Source organism: Rhizobium sp. CB2179, assembly GCF_057653455.1.
Genome location: NZ_CM172781.1, coordinates 3,899,743 through 3,916,877 on the forward strand (window position 1 = coordinate 3,899,743; position 17,135 = coordinate 3,916,877).

At 61.4% G+C, this 17,135-nt stretch carries 13 protein-coding genes; 2 read left to right on the top strand and 11 right to left on the bottom strand.

Annotated elements, in window-relative coordinates; all coding sequences use genetic code 11:
• Positions 1–101 precede the first annotated feature (101 nt).
• Positions 102–1,475, bottom strand: a complete 1,374-nt coding sequence (locus AC244Q_RS19295; protein ID WP_128405907.1) for a GH1 family beta-glucosidase — start codon at positions 1,473–1,475, stop codon at positions 102–104.
• Positions 1,476–1,713: 238 nt separating this feature from the next.
• On the opposite strand from AC244Q_RS19295, the gene AC244Q_RS19300 reads away from it, so the two are divergent.
• On the top strand, positions 1,714–2,118 hold the full coding sequence (locus tag AC244Q_RS19300; protein ID WP_012759027.1) for a DoxX family protein: 405 nt from the start codon (positions 1,714–1,716) through the stop codon (positions 2,116–2,118).
• 177 nt (positions 2,119–2,295) lie between these two features.
• Here the strand turns inward: AC244Q_RS19300 and AC244Q_RS19305 are convergent, their stop codons facing one another.
• The 5 genes from AC244Q_RS19305 to AC244Q_RS19325 form a co-directional block, all read right to left on the bottom strand.
• Positions 2,296–3,483 carry a Gfo/Idh/MocA family protein gene (locus tag AC244Q_RS19305; RefSeq protein ID WP_012759028.1) on the bottom strand — a complete coding sequence of 396 codons (1,188 nt, stop codon included), beginning with the start codon at positions 3,481–3,483 and terminating at the stop codon, positions 2,296–2,298.
• A 223-nt stretch (positions 3,484–3,706) separates the two neighbouring features.
• Complete coding sequence (locus AC244Q_RS19310; RefSeq protein ID WP_012759029.1) at positions 3,707–4,759, bottom strand: sugar phosphate isomerase/epimerase family protein; 1,053 nt, start codon at positions 4,757–4,759, stop codon at positions 3,707–3,709.
• Between the two features lie 251 nt (positions 4,760–5,010).
• Positions 5,011–5,958, bottom strand: coding sequence for a substrate-binding domain-containing protein (locus AC244Q_RS19315; protein WP_012759030.1), 948 nt, complete (start codon positions 5,956–5,958; stop codon positions 5,011–5,013).
• A gap of 68 nt (positions 5,959–6,026) precedes the next feature.
• On the bottom strand, positions 6,027–7,031 hold the full coding sequence (locus tag AC244Q_RS19320) for an ABC transporter permease (RefSeq protein ID WP_003552935.1): 1,005 nt from the start codon (positions 7,029–7,031) through the stop codon (positions 6,027–6,029).
• A gap of 78 nt (positions 7,032–7,109) precedes the next feature.
• Positions 7,110–8,636, bottom strand: coding sequence for a sugar ABC transporter ATP-binding protein (locus AC244Q_RS19325; RefSeq protein ID WP_113546977.1), 1,527 nt, complete (start codon positions 8,634–8,636; stop codon positions 7,110–7,112).
• Positions 8,637–8,806: 170 nt separating this feature from the next.
• Between AC244Q_RS19325 and AC244Q_RS19330 the strand changes: the two genes are divergently transcribed.
• Positions 8,807–9,838, top strand: coding sequence for a LacI family DNA-binding transcriptional regulator (locus AC244Q_RS19330; RefSeq protein ID WP_012759032.1), 1,032 nt, complete (start codon positions 8,807–8,809; stop codon positions 9,836–9,838).
• 188 nt (positions 9,839–10,026) lie between these two features.
• Here AC244Q_RS19330 and xylA read toward each other — a convergent pair whose 3' ends face one another.
• From xylA to AC244Q_RS19355, 5 genes are all read right to left on the bottom strand, one after another.
• Entirely contained in the window at positions 10,027–11,337 is a 1,311-nt protein-coding gene (xylA, locus tag AC244Q_RS19335) for a xylose isomerase (RefSeq protein ID WP_003552938.1), read from the bottom strand.
• A gap of 215 nt (positions 11,338–11,552) precedes the next feature.
• Positions 11,553–13,007 carry a xylulokinase gene (gene xylB, locus AC244Q_RS19340; RefSeq protein WP_113548141.1) on the bottom strand — a complete coding sequence of 485 codons (1,455 nt, stop codon included), beginning with the start codon at positions 13,005–13,007 and terminating at the stop codon, positions 11,553–11,555.
• A gap of 21 nt (positions 13,008–13,028) precedes the next feature.
• Positions 13,029–14,051 (bottom strand): LacI family DNA-binding transcriptional regulator, encoded by a 1,023-nt coding sequence (locus AC244Q_RS19345; protein ID WP_113548140.1) that lies wholly within the window; start codon positions 14,049–14,051, stop codon positions 13,029–13,031.
• Between the two features lie 185 nt (positions 14,052–14,236).
• Positions 14,237–15,835 (bottom strand): DHA2 family efflux MFS transporter permease subunit, encoded by a 1,599-nt coding sequence (locus AC244Q_RS19350; RefSeq protein ID WP_113548139.1) that lies wholly within the window; start codon positions 15,833–15,835, stop codon positions 14,237–14,239.
• A gap of 27 nt (positions 15,836–15,862) precedes the next feature.
• Positions 15,863–17,077, bottom strand: a complete 1,215-nt coding sequence (locus AC244Q_RS19355; RefSeq protein ID WP_012759036.1) for an HlyD family secretion protein — start codon at positions 17,075–17,077, stop codon at positions 15,863–15,865.
• Positions 17,078–17,135: the final 58 nt, after the last annotated feature.

Below are 17,135 nucleotides of genomic sequence, written 5' to 3' on the forward strand. Positions count from 1 at the left end.
CGCGAAAATGCTGGCAAGCAACGTCAGCTTGCCATGCCGGCCGGAAGTCCGCGCCCCCAGATGGCTCGCGATAAGCGTCAAGTGCCCGCGAGGCAGCTGCGCTAAACCGCCTTGTGATTGCCCTTCGGGAATTGCGCCGCGAGTTGGCGATACCACTTGCCGCTCTTCTTCACCGTGCGCAGCTGGGTTTCATAATCGAGATGGACGAGACCGAAGCGCATACGGTAGCCTTCCGCCCATTCGAAATTGTCCATCAGGCTCCAGGCGAAATAGCCGCGTAGGGGATAGCCGTCCTTGATGAGGCCGGCAACGATTTCGAGGTGATCTCCGACATAGTCGAGGCGCATCGTATCGTCGACCTCGCCGTCGATGACATCGGTGTTGTCGCAGGCGCCGTTCTCCGTGATGTAGCATTCCGGCAGTTCGTAGCGGCGGTAGAGATCCTCGATCGAGAGCTTCAGGCCCGGCGCATAGATTTCCCAGCCGATATCGGTCTTGACGTCGCTTGCCGGCGGCGCCTCCACCGTCCAGGGGAAATCGCCTTTGCGTTCGGCATCGTCGGTGACGCGTTCGGGCTTATAATAGTTCAGGCCCCACCAATCGAGTTTCTGGCTGATGAGCTTCAGGTCGCCATCCTCGATGACAGGCATGCGGTCGCCGAGCGCCGCGACGAATTCCTTCGGATATTCACCCTTGAAGACGGGATCGAAGAAAGCGCCGTTGTGGAACTGATGCGCCCGCTCGCCCGCGGCAAGGTCGGCCGGGCTGTCGGAGCCGGGAATGATCGAGGCGGCATTGAGCACGAGGCCGACCGGCACATTGGGCGCTTCCGAGCGGATCGCCTCGACGCCGAGGCCGTGGGCAAGGTTCATGTAATGCATGGCGTGAAGGGCAGCCTGCATGTTGCGCTCGCCCGGAGCATGGATGCCGTAGAGGTGGCTGAGCCAGACGATGCACCAGGGTTCGTTGAAGGTCGCGACCCGGTCGAGGCGATCGCCAAGGCGGTTCATCACCGTCTTGGCATAGCGCTGAAACGCATAGGCGGTCGAGCGCGCGGTCCACCCGCCCTCGCCGGCGAGCAACAGAGGCAGATCCCAGTGGTAGAGCGTCGCGAAGGTCTTGATACCGCGCGCCTTGCAGCCGTCGACCAGCCGGTCGTAGAAATCGAGGCCGGCCTCGTTCACCGGACCCGTGCCGTCCGGGATAATGCGCGGCCAGGCAATCGAGAACCGGTAGGCTTCGACACCCATCTCCTTGATGAGATCGAGGTCCTGTTCCAGGCGATTGTAGTGATCGCAGGCAACATCGCCGTTATCGCGATTATGGACGCGGCCAGGCATATTGCAGAAAGCATCCCAGATGGATGGCTTGCGGCCATCGGCTTTGCTGGCGCCTTCGATCTGGAAGGCAGCGGTGGCAACGCCGAAAATGAAGTCGCCGGGAAAGCGCTCCGCGAGTTTCTTCGGATCGATCATCTGGAAATCCTATCTCTCAGGTTGAGCCGTTTGCGCCGGATTTAGCCAAGCCTGAAGGCAAAGTACAGGCTGGCCGGAAGAAAAACTGCAACGTTGCAGGAGGAAAAACAGAACAGCTGCAGCGCCGCTCCCTCGCCGCGCTGCCGCCCTCATAACGGCAATGTCAGCAGTCGTGATTTGGCCGTTGAGACCGCGATCCTTACACGGGAAATGGCATCACAAATATGAAAGGGATCCAATGCTCTCTTCGGTCCATTCGCTGCAGCCTCATCTGCTGAGCCTGTTGCGCATTGTCTCGTCACTTGTACTTTTCAGCTATGGAACACAGAAGATCCTGCATTTTCCGGCTGCGGCAAGCGTGCCGCCCGCAGGCTCGCTGCCCTGGATTGCCGGCCTGCTCGAACTCACCTTCGGGTTCCTGGTGCTTGTCGGATTCCAGACCCGTATCGCCGCCTTCGTGCTCTCCGGCCTGATGGCCGTCGCCTATTTCATCGCACATGCATCGAAGGGCATCTACCCCGCCCAGAACGGCGGCGTCGCGGCGATCCTGTTCTGCTTCGTGTTTCTTTATCTGGTGGCGGCAGGTGCCGGACCGTTGAGCGTCGACAACCTGCTGAAGCGTGGCCGCACTGCTGCGGTCTGATCAAAATAAAACAAAACGCCGAGGCGACTCTACAGCGCCGCGCGTCTTTTCAGACGCGCAAAGGCGCTGTAGCGCTTAGAATTACTGCATAATTTTGTCCTTAAATCGATTCCGATTTAAGGAATTATGCAGTAGATCGCCTCGGCGTTTTTCATGGGGCAGCCGAGATCGTTAAATTCAGACCTTGATCCAGGCGCCGTTCCTCTTCGAAGACGCGACGCAGGCTTCCACGAAGGCCACACCCTTCACGCCGTCATCGACTGTGGGATAGACCACCGCCTTGTCGACGGCCTTGCCCTTCTTGCGGGCGTTTATCGCATGCGCGGCTTCCGTATAGATCGTTGCAAAGGCTTCGAGATAACCTTCCGGATGCCCTGATGGCACGCGCGTGACACGGCCGGCAGCCGCGCCTGAACCGGCGCCGCCGCGGGTGATCAGCCGCTTCGGCTCGCCGAAAGGCGTGTACCACAAGTAGTTCGGGTCCTTCTGGGTCCATTCCAGCCCGCCCTTGGTGCCGTAGACACGCACCATCAGGCCGTTTTCATGGCCGGGCGCAACCTGGCTGCACCAGAGCATGCCCTTGGCCGGCTTCTCCGAACCCTTCGCCTTGAAGCGCAGCATGACATGCGCATTATCGTCCAGCCGGCGGCCGGGAACGAAGCTATCGAGATCGGCGGCGAGGCTGTCGAGCTCCAGGCCAGTGATGAAGGCGGCGAGATTATAGGCATGGGTGCCGATATCGCCGGTCGAGCCGCCGACGCCGGACTGCGCCGGATCGGTGCGCCAGGCAGCCTGTTTCTGGCCGGTTTGCTCGACCGCTTCCGTCAGCCAGTCTTGCGGATATTCGGCCTGGACGACGCGGATGTCGCCGAGTTCACCATTCGCGATCATCTCCCGCGCCTGGCGGACCATCGGATAGCCGGTGTAATTATGCGTCAGCACGAAGAGTGCCCCGCTCTCGTCGGCGATCTTCTTCAGCTTCTTCGCATCGGCAAGGTTGGATGTCAGCGGCTTGTCGCAGATGACATGAATGCCGCGCTTCAGGAATTCCTTGGCTGCATCGTAGTGAACATGGTTCGGCGTGACGATCGCCACCGCCTCGATGCCATTCTTCAGCTTCGCCTCGCGGATCGCCATCTCGCGATAGCTGGAATAGGTCCGCGACGGATCGAGGCCGAGGTCGCGGCCGGATGCGATCGCCTTTTCGGGCGAAGCCGACAGCGCGCCGGCGATGAGATCGTACTGATCGTCGATGCGGGCCGCGATACGGTGCACCGCGCCGATGAACGCGCCCGCGCCGCCGCCCACCATGCCGAGCCGGATGCGCGGCTCGCGTGTCTGTTCGGATGATGCTTCGATTGCCATTGATTCCTCCTCAATTTTTCTTCCCTTCTCCCCTGGGGGGTTCAAAGGACGGGTTGAGCCCCGTGGCTCAACCCCGGTCGGTGGCCCGAAGGGTCGGATGAGGGGGCTTCGCGGTAGATATGCCTTTCGCTTGTCGCTCAAGGCATTCGTCGCTATCGCTCCTCATCCCCCTCATCTGCCCTGACGGGCATCTTCTCCCCGCTGGGGAGAAGGGAATAGAAACCTAGAGCCCCAGCATCCGCCGGTTCGCCGCCTGGTCCGTGCCGCTGCCGGCGAAATCGTCGAAGGCTTTCTCGGTCACGCGGATGATATGGGCGGCAACGAATTCGGCGCCTTCGCGGGCGCCGTCCTCCGGATGCTTCAGCGCGCATTCCCATTCGACCACGGCCCAGCCATCGAAATTATTCGCCGTCATCTTCGAGAACACCGCGCCGAAATCGACCTGGCCGTCGCCAAGCGAACGGAACCGGCCGGCGCGTTCGACCCAGCCCTGATAGCCACCGTAGACGCCCTGGCGCCCGGTCGGATTGAACTCAGCATCCTTGACGTGGAACATCTTGATGCGGTCTTTGTAGATGTCGATGTTGTCGAGATAATCGAGGCACTGCAGGACGTAGTGCGAGGGATCGTAGAGCATGTTGGCGCGCGGATGGTTCTTCACCCGCTCCAGGAACATCTCGAAGGTGATGCCGTCATGCAGGTCCTCGCCCGGATGGATCTCGTAGCAGACGTCGATACCGTTCTCGTCCGCATGGTTGAGGATCGGCGTCCAGCGGCGGGCGAGTTCGTCGAAGGCAGTCTCGACCAGACCGGCAGGACGCTGCGGCCAGGGATAGATGAAGGGCCAGGCAAGCGCGCCGGAAAAGGTCGCATGCGCCTTGAGACCGAGGTTTTTGGATGCCGTCAGTGCCATCTTGACCTGCTCGACCGCCCATTCCTGACGCGCCTTCGGATTGCCGCGCACCTCCGGTGCAGCAAACCCGTCGAAGGCTTCGTCATAGGCCGGGTGAACGGCGACGAGCTGTCCTTGCAGATGAGTGGAGAGTTCGGTGATCTCGATGCCGTTTTCACGCGCCTTGCCGGCGAATTCGTCGCAATAATCCTTGGACGTGGCAGCCTTCTTCAGATCGATCAGCTGGCTGGCCCAGGTCGGCACCTGGACGCCCTTGTAACCGATGTCGGCCGCCCATTTGGTGATCGCGTCCCACGAGTTGAAAGGAGCAGTATCGCCCGCGAACTGGCCAAGGAAAAGGCCGGGGCCCTTGATCGTCTTCATGTCAGATTCCTCCCTGAATATCGGCCGTAAACGTTTCTGAAGTGTTGTAGCACGCAATTTGGCGGGAGCAAGGCGCCTCCTCGCCCTTGGCTCGTGATTTGGCGCGAAGCCAGATGCGATATGGCGGCGAGCTAATCATGATGGGCTTTGGCGGGCAAGAGGTACGTGCAGCATTTTCGGCCACCCGCTCTATTGGAAGCATAAAAAATGCGCCCATCCTTACGAATGGGCGCATGTCTCCAGTCGATGGATCAGAACGGAGAATCCGGGAAGTAGAAGTCCTTGGCATTGTCCTTGGTGACGAGCGTCGCGTCGAGGATGTAGCTGCCGTGAACCGGAACCTGATCATAAAGTGCCGCCGCCGTCAGTTCCATCGCTGTGCCGACCATTGCCGGCGGATAGAGGACGTCGACCGGGATCAGCTTATCGCCGTCCATGACCTTCTTGACCATGTCCTTGGAGCCGGCGCCGGCGACGACATACTTGATGTCGGTGCGCTTGGCCTGCTCGATCGCCTGCAGAACGCCGACGGCCATGTCGTCGTCCTGGCACCATACGACGTCGATCTTCTGATACTTGGTCAGGTAGTCCTGCATGACCTTGAAGGCATCGTCGCGGTTCCAGTTGCCGTACTGGCGGTCGAGAACCTTGACGTTCGAGCCGGCAATGCCCTTGTCGAAGCCGTCCTGGCGCTGCTGGTCGATCGGGATCGGCAGACCGCGGATGATGACCACTTCGGCGTCCGGAGTGGTGTCCTTGATGTACTTGCCGGCGACTTCGCCGAGAGCCGGGTTGTTGCCGGCGACATAGAGATCGCGCACGGAATTGTCGTTGTTGCTCGGCGCACGGTCGACGAGGGCGACGAACTTGCCCTTGCCCTTGACTTCCTTGATGGCGTTGACGAGCGGATCCGGATCCGACGGCAGGATGACGAGGGCGTCGATGCCCTGCGTATCGAGATCCTGCACGGCATTGGCCTGGCTTGCGGCGTCCGGCGAGGTCTTGACGATGACGTTGAGACCGGGATGTTCGGCCATCAGCAGCTTGGCGACGCGTTCGGCATGGAACACCACGCCCGATGTCCAACCGTGGTCGGCGGCCGGAATGGACACGCCGATCGTGAATTTCTTGTCCTGGGCGTGAGCGGCGCCGGCGAACGTCACCGCCGCAACCGTCAGGCCCAACATCAATTTACGCATGCTATTTCCTCCCAATAATTTCAGGGACTTTTCCATACGGGACCGGACGCCCTGTAAGCCCGATCAAGTCATGATTTGCGCACCAGCGAGCGCTGGACGAACATGGCGATGATGATGATCGCACCCTGGATGGCGCCGATCAGATACTCGCTGATGAAATTCGAAAGCAGCATGATGTTGCCGACCAGTTCGAGAATGAAGGCGCCGCAGATCGTGCCCCAGACCCTGCCCGCGCCACCCTTGAGCGCCGTGCCGCCGACGACGACGGCCGTGATCGCCTGCAACTCCCATAGGATGCCCGTCGTCGCCGACGTCGAGCCGAGACGGGGAACATAGAGCAGCACGGCAATGGCGACGCACAATCCCTGGATGACGAAGGCGATCGTCCGCACACGGTTGACCGCGATACCGGAATAGCGGGCGACATCGCTGTTTGATCCCACAGCGACGACGTGGCGCCCGTAGCGGGTGCGATAGAGGATGAAGGCCGCAACCGCCGTCACTGCCAGGATCACCACGATCGGCACCGGTATGCCGGCGACATTGCCGAAATAGGCAGGGCGATAGAGCGTCTGGATATCGGCGGAGCGAAGCGTGATAGCGCCACCCTGCGACAGCCATGTCGTCAGGCCGCGATAAATGCCCATTGTGCCGAGCGTCGCGATGAAGGGCTCGATCCGGCCCACCGTCGTGATCAGACCGTTTGCCAGACCGCAGAGCGCGCCGGCGACGATCGTGAAGACGGCGGCGACCGTCAGCATCAAAGCCGGGTTTTCGATGGCGCCCGAATTCATCAGCAGGATCATCAGGCTGGCGACGAAGGCCACCATCGAGCCGACAGACAAGTCGAGATCGCCTGCTGATATCACGAAGGTCGCACCGACCGCGATGATGGCGATGAAAGCGCTGCGCGTCGCGACATTGGCAAGGTTGGTGATGCCGATGAAATTGGGATTGACCAAGGCTCCGACGATCAGCAGCAGCGCCAGGGCGACGAAGGGAGCGACCGCACGCAGGTCGACATCCCGCCAGGATCGGCGCCGGATTTCCCTGGTCTCCTCGTTGACACTCATTTCCAAAATCAACCTCCCGTCCCATATTTTCTGGGCATTTTATCTGTCGTCCTGATCGGCAAAGCCCTGCTTCAGCCTTCAGGCGGCCGCCTTCCTCTTGAGCCCGGCGGCGTAACGCATGATCTCCTGCTCGGAAATCTCGTCTCCCTCGAGCACGCCGACGATACGCCCTTCGCGCATCACCGCCACTCTGGTGCAGAGGCCGATGACCTCCGGCATCTCCGAGGACACGACGATGATCGACCGGCCGTCCCGGGCGAGGGCCGAGATGAAATGATAGATCTGCTGCTTGGTGCCGACATCGATGCCGCGCGTCGGCTCGTCGATGATGATGATCTGAGGTTCGGTCTCCATGACCTTGGCGAGCAGCAGCTTCTGCTGGTTCCCCCCCGACATCCGGCCGGCGACGATATTGCCGTCACGAACCCTGATATCGAAGCGGCGCTTGGCCTTTGCCATCGCGGCCGCCTCGCTGCCCGGGCTGAGATAGCCGTGACGAGCGTGCCTTCCGAGCGATTGCAGTGTCAGATTGGTCACCATGCCGGAGCGCAGCAGCAGGCCTTTCGACTTGCGGTCCTTGGTCATGTAGGCGAGCCCGCAGCGATTGGCGGCATGGACGTCGCCGGAGGGAACAGTTTCCCCCTTGATGACCACCTCGCCCTCGAGACGGGTCCGCAACCCGGCGATCGCTTCCATCAGTTCGGTGCGGCCGGAGCCGATCATGCCGGAAAACCCGATGATCTCGCCCTTGCGCACCTCGAAGCTCGCATCCTTCACATAACCCGTTGATACCGAAGCGACCCTGAGGACGACCTCCTCGTCGACATCAGGCTCGACCTTGGCGGGATAGAGGCTGGAGAGTTCGCGGCCGACCATCAGCTGAGCGATCGATTCCCCGTCCAGAACGGACGTCGGCGAAGTCTTGATCCACTGGCCGTCGCGCAGCACCGTGACACGATCGGTCAACTCCATCACCTCGTCGAGCTTGTGGGACACGAAGACGAAGCTGGTCCCCTGGTCGCGAAGCTTGCGAACCTGTTTGAACAGCATATTGGTCTCTTCCCGCGACAGCACCGCGGTCGGCTCGTCCATGAACACCACCCGCGCATCGCGGCTGATCGCCTTGGCGATTTCGACCATCTGCTTGTCGGCGATGGAAAGCGTGCTGATCAGCGCATTCTCATCGACATGCGAACCGAGCACGTCCAGAACCTTGCGTGTCTCCGACCGCATATATTTACGGTCGAGCATGCCGAAACGCGTGACTTCGCGCCCGAGGAAGAGGCTCTCCGTCACGGTCAGATGTTCTGCGAGGTTGAATTCCTGGTGAATGATGACGATGCCGAGCGCCTCGGCGTCGCCGTTGGGCGGCAGGACGACGGGCTTGCCATCAAGCAGGATTTCGCCGGAACTGGGCTGCTCGAAACCCGACAATACCTTGACAAGCGTGGATTTGCCGGCGCCGTTTTCACCCATCAGCGCATGGATTTCGCCGGCGCGGAGATCGAAGTTCACGCTGAAAAGGACCTGCACTCCACTGAAGGATTTGCATATGCGCCTGGCGGACAGCACCACGGGTGCGGTGTCGGCGGTCTCCACGGTCATCTGGTCCTCCCCAAAGCGGCTCTCCGTCCACTCAGAAGCCTTATGTAAACCTTTACATACATCGTGTAAAGGTTTACATCGTTGATTTACACAGATCAGTTGAAGCCTGCCTTTGACCTCTCGACAAGTCTGTGTAGTGTCGCGGCGAAGACAGCCCAAGGCAGAGCTCAGTGTCGAATTCCACGCCCGCAACCATCGAAGACGTCGCCCGGATCGCCGAGGTCTCTATCGCGACGGTTTCCCGGGCAATCCACATGCCGGAGAAGGTCGCCAACTCCACCCGCCTCAAGGTCAACCAGGCGATCGCCATCACCGGCTATACCACCAATGCCATGGCGCGCAGCCTGAGGCTCGGCCGCTCCAATATGATCCTTGTCGTGGCGCCCGATATTGGCGATCCCAATTTCTCCAATATTCTCGTCGGGCTGGAGAACGAAGCGCGCGCGCACGGCTACGGCATCCTGATTGGCCACACCCAGAACGATGCCCAGCGCGGCCTGGAATATCTGAAATTCTTCAATTCCAACCAGGCGGCTGGATTGATCCTCTTCACCGGCATCCTGCCCTTCGGGCATCAGACGATGACCGCGCGGCTGCCGCCGAGCGTCGGCGTTTTCGAGCCCGTCTTCAACGGCGGCATTCCCTATGTCGGCGTCGACGATACCGAAGGCGCTCGGAAAGCGGTGGACCTGCTGCTGGCTGAAGGGCATCGCAAGATCGCCTTCATCGGCGATTCACGCACCCGGCTTGCCTATACGAGACGCCGCATGGGTTACGATGCCGGTCTCGATGCCGCAGGCATCCCGCCCGACACCAGGATCGTGCTGGAAGGTGACGGCACGATCGAAAGCGGGCGGCATGCGGTCGAACAGCTTTTCATGCGCGACACGCTTCCAACCGCCTTCATGTGCGTCAACGACCAGACGGCGATCGGCGTCATGGTCGGGCTCGGCGCACGAGGTTATGATATTCCGCGGGATTTCTCGGTGACCGGTTTCGACGACGTGCCGCAGGCCGTCTTCATATCCCCACCGCTGACCACGATCCGCCAGCCGAGAACGGCGATCGGCAAGCAGGCGATGGCGCTGCTGCTGGAACTTCTGTCCGATGGCCGGCCAACCGAAACGGAAATCCTGCTGCGGCCGGATCTGGTGGTTCGAAACTCCGTCTCGGCGCCGTCGCGCAGCTGGTCGAAACGTTGAACCCGTATCACTGAGCGCTTAAGGCGCATTTAGATCAGGATGATTTTAAGCCCGATCGGCCTAAAATCTGAATCCTGATCTAAATCAAAGAAGTAGAGCATGATGTCGTCCGAAAACCGCGCACACTTTTCGGCATCATGCTCTAGCCGGCAAATGCGCCGGCGACCAATGGCCGCCGGCGCGCTTTATCAAACGTAACGGTTGACGACGTTCTCCAGCAGTTCCTGCTTGCCGGATCTCGGCTGCGGGTTCACGTCGTGGCTCTCGACATAGTGGGTGATCTCATCCAGCGAATACTCGCCGCGGAAGAGCTTCTGCGCCTCGGCGGATTCCCAGCCGGCATACCGATCGGCGAGCGGCTGCGACAGAGCCTTGTCCTCGATCATCTTGGCAGCGGCCTTCAGGCCGCGGGCGCAGCAATCCATGCCGCCGATATGGCCGATCAGCAGATCCGCCGGGTCGAGAGACTGACGGCGCAGCTTCGAGTCGAAGTTGGTGCCGCCGGTCTTGAAGCCGCCGCCAGCCAGAACATGGTAATAAGCGAGCGCCATTTCGGGAACATTGTTCGGGAACTGGTCGGTATCCCAGCCGGACTGGTAGTCGTTGCGGTTCATGTCGATCGAGCCGAAGATGCCGAGCGCATTGGCAAGCGCCAGCTCGTGCTCGAAGGAGTGGCCGGCAAGGATCGCGTGGCCCTGCTCGATATTGAGCTTCACCTCGTTTTCAAGGCCGTGCTTCTTGAGGAAGCCATAGACGGTCGCAACGTCATAGTCATACTGGTGCTTGGTCGGCTCCTGCGGCTTCGGCTCGATCAGGATCGTGCCCTTGTAGCCGATCTTGTGCTTGTATTCGACGACGAGGTTGAGGAAGCGGCCGAGCTGGTCGAGCTCGCGGCCGATATCGGTGTTGAGCAGCGTCTCGTAACCTTCGCGGCCGCCCCAGAGCACGTAGTTTTCGCCGCCGAGCTTCTGCGTGGCATCGATGCAGGTCTTTACCGTCGCGGCTGCGAAAGCAAAGACATCGGGATCCGGATTGGTCGCAGCGCCCGACATATAGCGGCGGTGGGAGAAGAGGTTCGCCGTGCCCCAAAGCAGCTTGGTGCCGGTTGCGGCCTGCTTCTCGGCGAAATAATCGACGATCTCGTTGAGGTTTTTAGTGTTCTCGGCAAAAGTCTTGCCTTCCGGACGCACGTCGGCGTCATGGAAGCAATAGTAGGGCGAGCCGAGCAGCGAGAAGAATTCGAAGGCGACGTCGGCCTTGAGCTTGGCGGCCTTCATCGTGTCCTCGAACCAGGGACGCAGGAAGGTCTGCCCGCCGAAGGGATCGCCACCCGGCCAGGTGAAGGTGTGCCAATAGGCCACTGCAAAGCGCAGATGGTCTTCCATGCGCTTGCCCATGACGATCTCGTCCGGCTGGTAATGGCGGAAGGCCAGCGGATTGGTGCTGTCAGGGCCCTCGTATTTGACTTTCTGGATATCGCCGAAAAATCCGGTGCTCATTTTGGTTCTCCTTGGGTTCGTAATTCAGTCTATCGTTCGTGCCGTGCAGCCCCCTCATCCGACCCTTCGGGCCACCTTCTCCCCCAGGGGAGAAGGGGAATGAGGCGCCGCTGCGAACCTCTTCTCCCCTCGGGGGTCCGAAGGACGGGTTGAGACCCGTGGCTCGACCCCGGTCGGTTCCGGCAGGCGGATGAGGGGGCCGCTGGCTCCAGTTCTCAATGCGCCAGCGACTTGATCGCCGGGTAAAGCGCTCGGTAGCGCTTGTAGGCATCCTCATAAGCGTCGCTTAGCGCCGCCACAGGCTCGATCGTGCCTGCCGTCACCGGCGGCGTGCAGACGGAGACCGGATCGACGCCCGTTGCTGCGATCAGGCCGAGGCGGGCTGCCCCGAAGGCCGCGCCGAAATCGCCGTCAGCCGGCAGGTCGACCGGAACGTCAAGCGCAGTCGCGATCGACGCCAGCCAGTAACGCGAGCGCGAACCGCCGCCGATTGCCGTGACCCGGGATATGCCGGTGCCGGCCGAACGCAGCGCTTCGAGATTGTCGCGAATGGCGAAGGCGACACCTTCGAGCACCGCCTGGGTGAGAACGACACGGCTGCTTTCGTGTTCGAGGCCGATGAAGGCGCCGCGGATGACGGCATCATTGTGCGGCGTGCGCTCGCCGGAGAGATAGGGCAGGAAGGTGACGCCGGTGGGAGCCTTCAGCGTCTCCCCGAGTTCGCCGGTGAGATCTGCGGCCGACTTCCCAGTCACACCAGAATGCCAGTTCAGTGCATCGGTGGCCGACAGGATGACGCCCATCTGGTGCCAGGTGTTCGGCAGTGCATGGCAGAAGGCATGAACGGCGCTTTCCGGCTTCGGCAAATAGGAAGCGTTGGCAGCAAAAAGCACGCCTGATGTGCCGAGCGAGACGAAGGCGGCGCCATCGCTGACCGTGCCCATGCCGCAGGCCGAGGCCGCATTGTCGCCGGCACCGCCGGCCACGACGACATCGCCTGATATGCCCCATTGCGCCGCCAGTTCGGACCGCAGCTTGCCGGCCTGCTCGGTGCCTTCGACAAGCGCCGGCATCTGCTCCTCGGAAAGCTTGGTGGCGGCGAGCAGTTCGGAGGACCAGGCGCGTTTGCCGGTGTCGAGCCAGGAGGTGCCGGCCGAATCCGACATTTCCGAGATATATTCGCCAGTCAGCCAAAGACGCAGATAGTCCTTCGGCAACAGCACCTTGGCGATCTTGCCGAAGACATCGGGCTCATGCTTCTCGATCCAGGCGAGCTTCGGCGCCGTAAAGCCGGGAAAGACGATGTTGCCGGTGAGCGCGCGAAAGCGCGGATCGGCATCGAGTGCGGCGGCCTCGACGTAGCTGCGCGTGTCGTTCCAGAGGATGCAGGGGCGCAGCACCTTATCAGTGGCATCGATGAGCGTTGCGCCATGCATCTGGCCGGAAAGGCCGATGCCCTTGACCGCCGCCAACTCCTTCGGATGTTTTGCCTTGAGGCCGGCGACAGCCTCTTCCGTGGCGCGCACCCAGTGGGCCGGCTCCTGCTCCGACCAGCCGGAATGCGGACGCGAGACGTCGAGCGAACCATTGGCCGAGCCGACGATCTTCTGATCACCGTCGATCAGCATCGCCTTGACGCCGGAGGTTCCGAGATCGAGACCCAGATACATGTGGTATTTCTCCCTTTGCCGTTACGGCAGATTGTCTTTCAGGAATATGTCGAGGCGGATGCGCTCCTGCGCTTCGATGACGGCAAGCCCGTCCGCCTTGGCTTTCAGCACGCGGATCGCGCTACGCACCTCATGGCCGGCATCCTGATTGAGGATCGCATCGATCGTATTGTCGATGAGTGCTGCACGCGTGTGGGCGGTCAACTCGTGGGCAATGACAGTCAGTATGCGATCGACGGCCTTCTCCTTCAACGCCCGGATCAGGCCGCGATTGCCGGCGCCGAGGCTGTAGACGCCGATGATGCCGGCATTCCCGAGCGCGTCGGCAACGAGCCTATGGGCGACCTCGGGATCGTCGCGGCCTTCGAGAACCGGCAGGATAGCAAGATCGGGAAACTCCTCGGCCATGACAGCGGTGAAGCCCTCCAGCCGCTCGCGATGGTCGCGCACCAGCATGGAACCGGCGAGCACCGCGATTTCGCCCTTTCGCGGCCCGAGGAATCGTCCGAGCAGGCGGGCGGCTGTGCGGCCGGCTGCGATATTGTCGACGCCGGCATAGTGATGGCGTAGCGACCCCGTGAGGTCGGAAACCAGGGTGACGACTGGAAAGCGCTCGCGCACCAGCCTGTCGACGGCAGCGCGCACGTCAGGCGCATCGGTCGCAACCAGCGCGATGCCGCAGGGCTTTTCCCGGGAAAGCGTTTCGAGCACGGCGACAAGGGCGTCTGGATCGAAGGCCGGCACCTCGACGGTGCGGATATCGGTACGCTCGGCCGACGATCGGAGGACTGCCTGGCGGATCTCGGCATTGAGCCCGTGCATGAAGGAGTTGTCGCTGGCCGGGAGGATGAAGACCAGCGGATAGGTGCGCCCTTTGGCAAGATTGGCGGCGGCGACGTCTCTGACATAACCGAGCTCGCGGATCGCGGTCTCGACCTTTTCCCGCGTGACGTGGCGCACACCGGGGCGCTGGTTGAGGACCCGGTCGACAGTCGCCAGACTGACACCGGCGGCAGCGGCGATATCGTGAACGGTTGGTCTCATCATTCCTCCTGACGAGACCATTAGCGCCAATTTTGATGTACGTAAATCAAAAAATCCGACAGGCCGGTTTCCACGTCGTTTTTCCGACCCAGCCCACAGTCATCCGCCTGATGCCAAAGCGGCCGGAAAACGGCAACAAAAAGGCCCTCCGGAGAGGGCCTTTTCAAGGGGCGGCAGGCCGGAGGTCAGTGGCCGCCACCGCCTCCCCCGCCTTGCGGCGCGGGTTTCTTGATCATGGCGACACCGAGGATCATCGCGAGGAAAAGCGCGGTCAGGATCAGGAACACGTCGCTGAAGGAGAGGATGATCGCCTGCTTGGTGGCAAGGCCGACCATCTGCTTGATCGCGACTGAGGTGCCATCCATGCCATAGGTGTTGAAATTGGCAGCCATGTTGTTCATCTGGTCGATCGCCGCCGGATTGCCCCAATCCATATTCTCCCGCAGCCGCTCATAATGCACGTCCTGCCGGTTGGTGAGCACGGTATTGATGACGGCAAGGCCGACGGCGCCGCCGAGGTTTCGGGTCAGGTTAAACAGGCCGGACGCGCCGCGGATGCGCGAGGGCGGCATCGTGCCGAGCGCGATGTTGTTGATCGGCACCATGCACATCATCAGCCCGAAGCCGCGCAGGATCTGCGGGATGAAGAGTTCGTAGAAATCCCAATCCGCCGTCAGATGCATCATGATGAAGGTGCCGGCGGCGAAGCTGACGAAGCCGATCACCATCATCAACCGCAGGTCCATCTTGGTCGACAGCCGCCCAGCGATCGGCGCGGTGAAGAACATCGCCAGCCCGGAGACGAACATCGTCTCGCCGATCATCAATGAATCATAGCCGCGGATGCGCCCGAGATAAACAGGATAGATATAGGTGAGGCCATAGAGGCCGATGCCCATGACGAAGGAAAACACCGAGCCGAAGGAGAAATTCCGGTTCGAAAAGGCCTTGAGGTCGACGACCGGGAAATCCACCGTGAAGGCGCGATAGAAAAAGACGATGGCCGCAACGCCGGAGGCAACCGCTGCGATGGCGATCGAGCTGTCGTTGAACCAGTCGTTCGAATTGCCCTCTTCGAGCACATATTCCAGCGCGCCGAGGAAGACGCCCATCGAGATCAGACCCCACCAGTCGAACTTCTTGAAGAGCGACAGTTCCGGCTTGTCGAAATCGATGAAGTTCCAGGTGACGATGGTGACGATGATACCGGGAACGATGTTGACGAGGAACAGCCAGTGCCAGGAAAAGGCATGGCTGAGATAACCGCCGACGGTCGGGCCGATGGTCGGCGCCAGCGTCGCGATCAGGCCGATGATCGGCGAGACGATGCTACGCTTCGACGGCGGGAAGATGGTGAAGGCGGCCGCGAAGACCGACGGAATCATGCCGCCGCCGATGAAGCCCTGGATGACGCGGTAAACGATCATCTGATCGATATTGGTGGCCGTCGCCGCCAGCGCGCTCGCCATGGTGAAGCCGGCAGCCGAGATTGCGAAGAGATAACGCGTCGAAATGATGCGCGCCAACGTGCCCGAAAGTGGGATCATGATCACTTCGGCGATCAGATAGGCCGTCTGCACCCAGCCGACCTCGTCGCTGCCTGCCGAAAGGCCGGCCTGGATTTCGGCAAGAGAAGCCGAGACGATCTGGATGTCGAGGATCGACATGAACATGCCGAGCACCATCGCGAAGAAGGCGATAAGCTTCTTCGGATCCATGCGTTCGTCGGCATGGGCGGGTGCCGCCGGAATCGTCCCCGCTGTTGCTGTCGCGCTCCCGGCCATCAGACCACCTCCGCCTTTCCTGAAGGCTTACTTGCTCGGCGCCGTACGGGTGTCGACGTCGACGACGACGCTCAGGCCCGCGCGCAGCCGCCCGCTGTCGAGCGCTTCCTGCGGCAGCGCGATGCGCACCGGTACCCGCTGGATCACCTTGGTGAAATTGCCCGTGGCGTTTTCCGGCGGCAGCATCGAAAAGACCGAGCCGGAAGCTGGTGAGATCGATTCGACGGTGCCGACGATCGGATGATCGCTATAGGCATCGACCTGGACGTTGACCTTCGAGCCCGGCACCAGATGCTGGATCTGCGTTTCCTTGAAATTGGCGTCGATATAGAGCTGGCGCACCGGAACGAGCGCCATCAGGCGCTGGCCCGGAGAAACGAGGTCGCCTTCCTGGACGGAGCGGTTGCCGACAATGCCGTCATAAGGCGCCTTGAGCACGGTGAAGGAAAGGTCGCGGACGGCCTTGTCGCGCGAGATTTCCAGCGAACGGACCGAGCCTTCGGCTTCCTTGCGCTGGGCCTGGAGGATGGTGATGTTGGCCTGTGCCGCGGTAATATTGGCGTCGCCGCCGGCAAGATTGGCCTTGGCCTGATCGAGGGCGATATTGGCGTTGTCGAGATCCGCAGCCGTGCCGACCGACTTCGCCTGAAGGTCGCTCTGGCGCTTCTGAGTGATCTCGGCACCGCGAACGGCCGCTTCGAGTGCCACCTTCTGCGCCTGCGCCTGCACCAGGCTCGCATTCGCGCCTTCGATTTGCGCGTCGATACGCTGCAGCGAAAGCTGTTCGGTGACGATCTGGGCCTGGGCCAAATCGAGGGCGTTCTGATAGTCGCCGTTATCAAGCGTGGCAAGTACGTCGCCCGCTTTGACTTCCTGGTTGGCGACAACGTTCACCTTCGCGACGTAGCCCGTGACCTTCGGCGAAATCGTTGCGATATCGCCTTCGATATAGGCGTCGTCGGTCGACACCATGAAGCGGCCGTTCGTCCACCATTCGTAACCATACCAGCCGCCGCCTGCGAGAAGGGCAAGCACGACGATCGGCAGCACCGGGCTGCGGCGCTTCTTCGCAGCCGCGGGTGCGGCGGCGACCGAAGCCGGCGCCGACTGCGCGGGAGCAGAGGGAAGTTCGCGGGCTTCTGCCGTCGGGGCTTCTACGGCCGCGACGTCGGCTTTAACCTCTTCGGTCTCGGCGTTTTCGCTGACGATCCGCGCGACGTTGCTCTTTTGGTTGCTCGACATAGCCACTTTACCGATCTGGAGTAAATAATCGAACTGAACGGTTCGGTTCAGTTGACTT

What these genes read in the sequence shown, in the direction of transcription:
- AC244Q_RS19295 (WP_128405907.1), bottom strand. Translation starts at nt 1,475, where the DNA reads ATGATCGATCCGAAGAAACTCGCGGAGCGCTTTCCCGGCGACTTCATT.
- AC244Q_RS19300 (WP_012759027.1), top strand. Translation starts at nt 1,714, where the DNA reads ATGCTCTCTTCGGTCCATTCGCTGCAGCCTCATCTGCTGAGCCTGTTG.
- AC244Q_RS19305 (WP_012759028.1), bottom strand. Translation starts at nt 3,483, where the DNA reads ATGGCAATCGAAGCATCATCCGAACAGACACGCGAGCCGCGCATCCGG.
- AC244Q_RS19310 (WP_012759029.1), bottom strand. Translation starts at nt 4,759, where the DNA reads ATGAAGACGATCAAGGGCCCCGGCCTTTTCCTTGGCCAGTTCGCGGGC.
- AC244Q_RS19315 (WP_012759030.1), bottom strand. Translation starts at nt 5,958, where the DNA reads ATGCGTAAATTGATGTTGGGCCTGACGGTTGCGGCGGTGACGTTCGCC.
- AC244Q_RS19320 (WP_003552935.1), bottom strand. Translation starts at nt 7,031, where the DNA reads ATGAGTGTCAACGAGGAGACCAGGGAAATCCGGCGCCGATCCTGGCGG.
- AC244Q_RS19325 (WP_113546977.1), bottom strand. Translation starts at nt 8,636, where the DNA reads ATGACCGTGGAGACCGCCGACACCGCACCCGTGGTGCTGTCCGCCAGG.
- xylA (WP_003552938.1), bottom strand. Translation starts at nt 11,337, where the DNA reads ATGAGCACCGGATTTTTCGGCGATATCCAGAAAGTCAAATACGAGGGC.
- xylB (WP_113548141.1), bottom strand. Translation starts at nt 13,007, where the DNA reads ATGTATCTGGGTCTCGATCTCGGAACCTCCGGCGTCAAGGCGATGCTG.
- AC244Q_RS19345 (WP_113548140.1), bottom strand. Translation starts at nt 14,051, where the DNA reads ATGAGACCAACCGTTCACGATATCGCCGCTGCCGCCGGTGTCAGTCTG.
- AC244Q_RS19350 (WP_113548139.1), bottom strand. Translation starts at nt 15,835, where the DNA reads ATGGCCGGGAGCGCGACAGCAACAGCGGGGACGATTCCGGCGGCACCC.
- AC244Q_RS19355 (WP_012759036.1), bottom strand. Translation starts at nt 17,077, where the DNA reads ATGTCGAGCAACCAAAAGAGCAACGTCGCGCGGATCGTCAGCGAAAAC.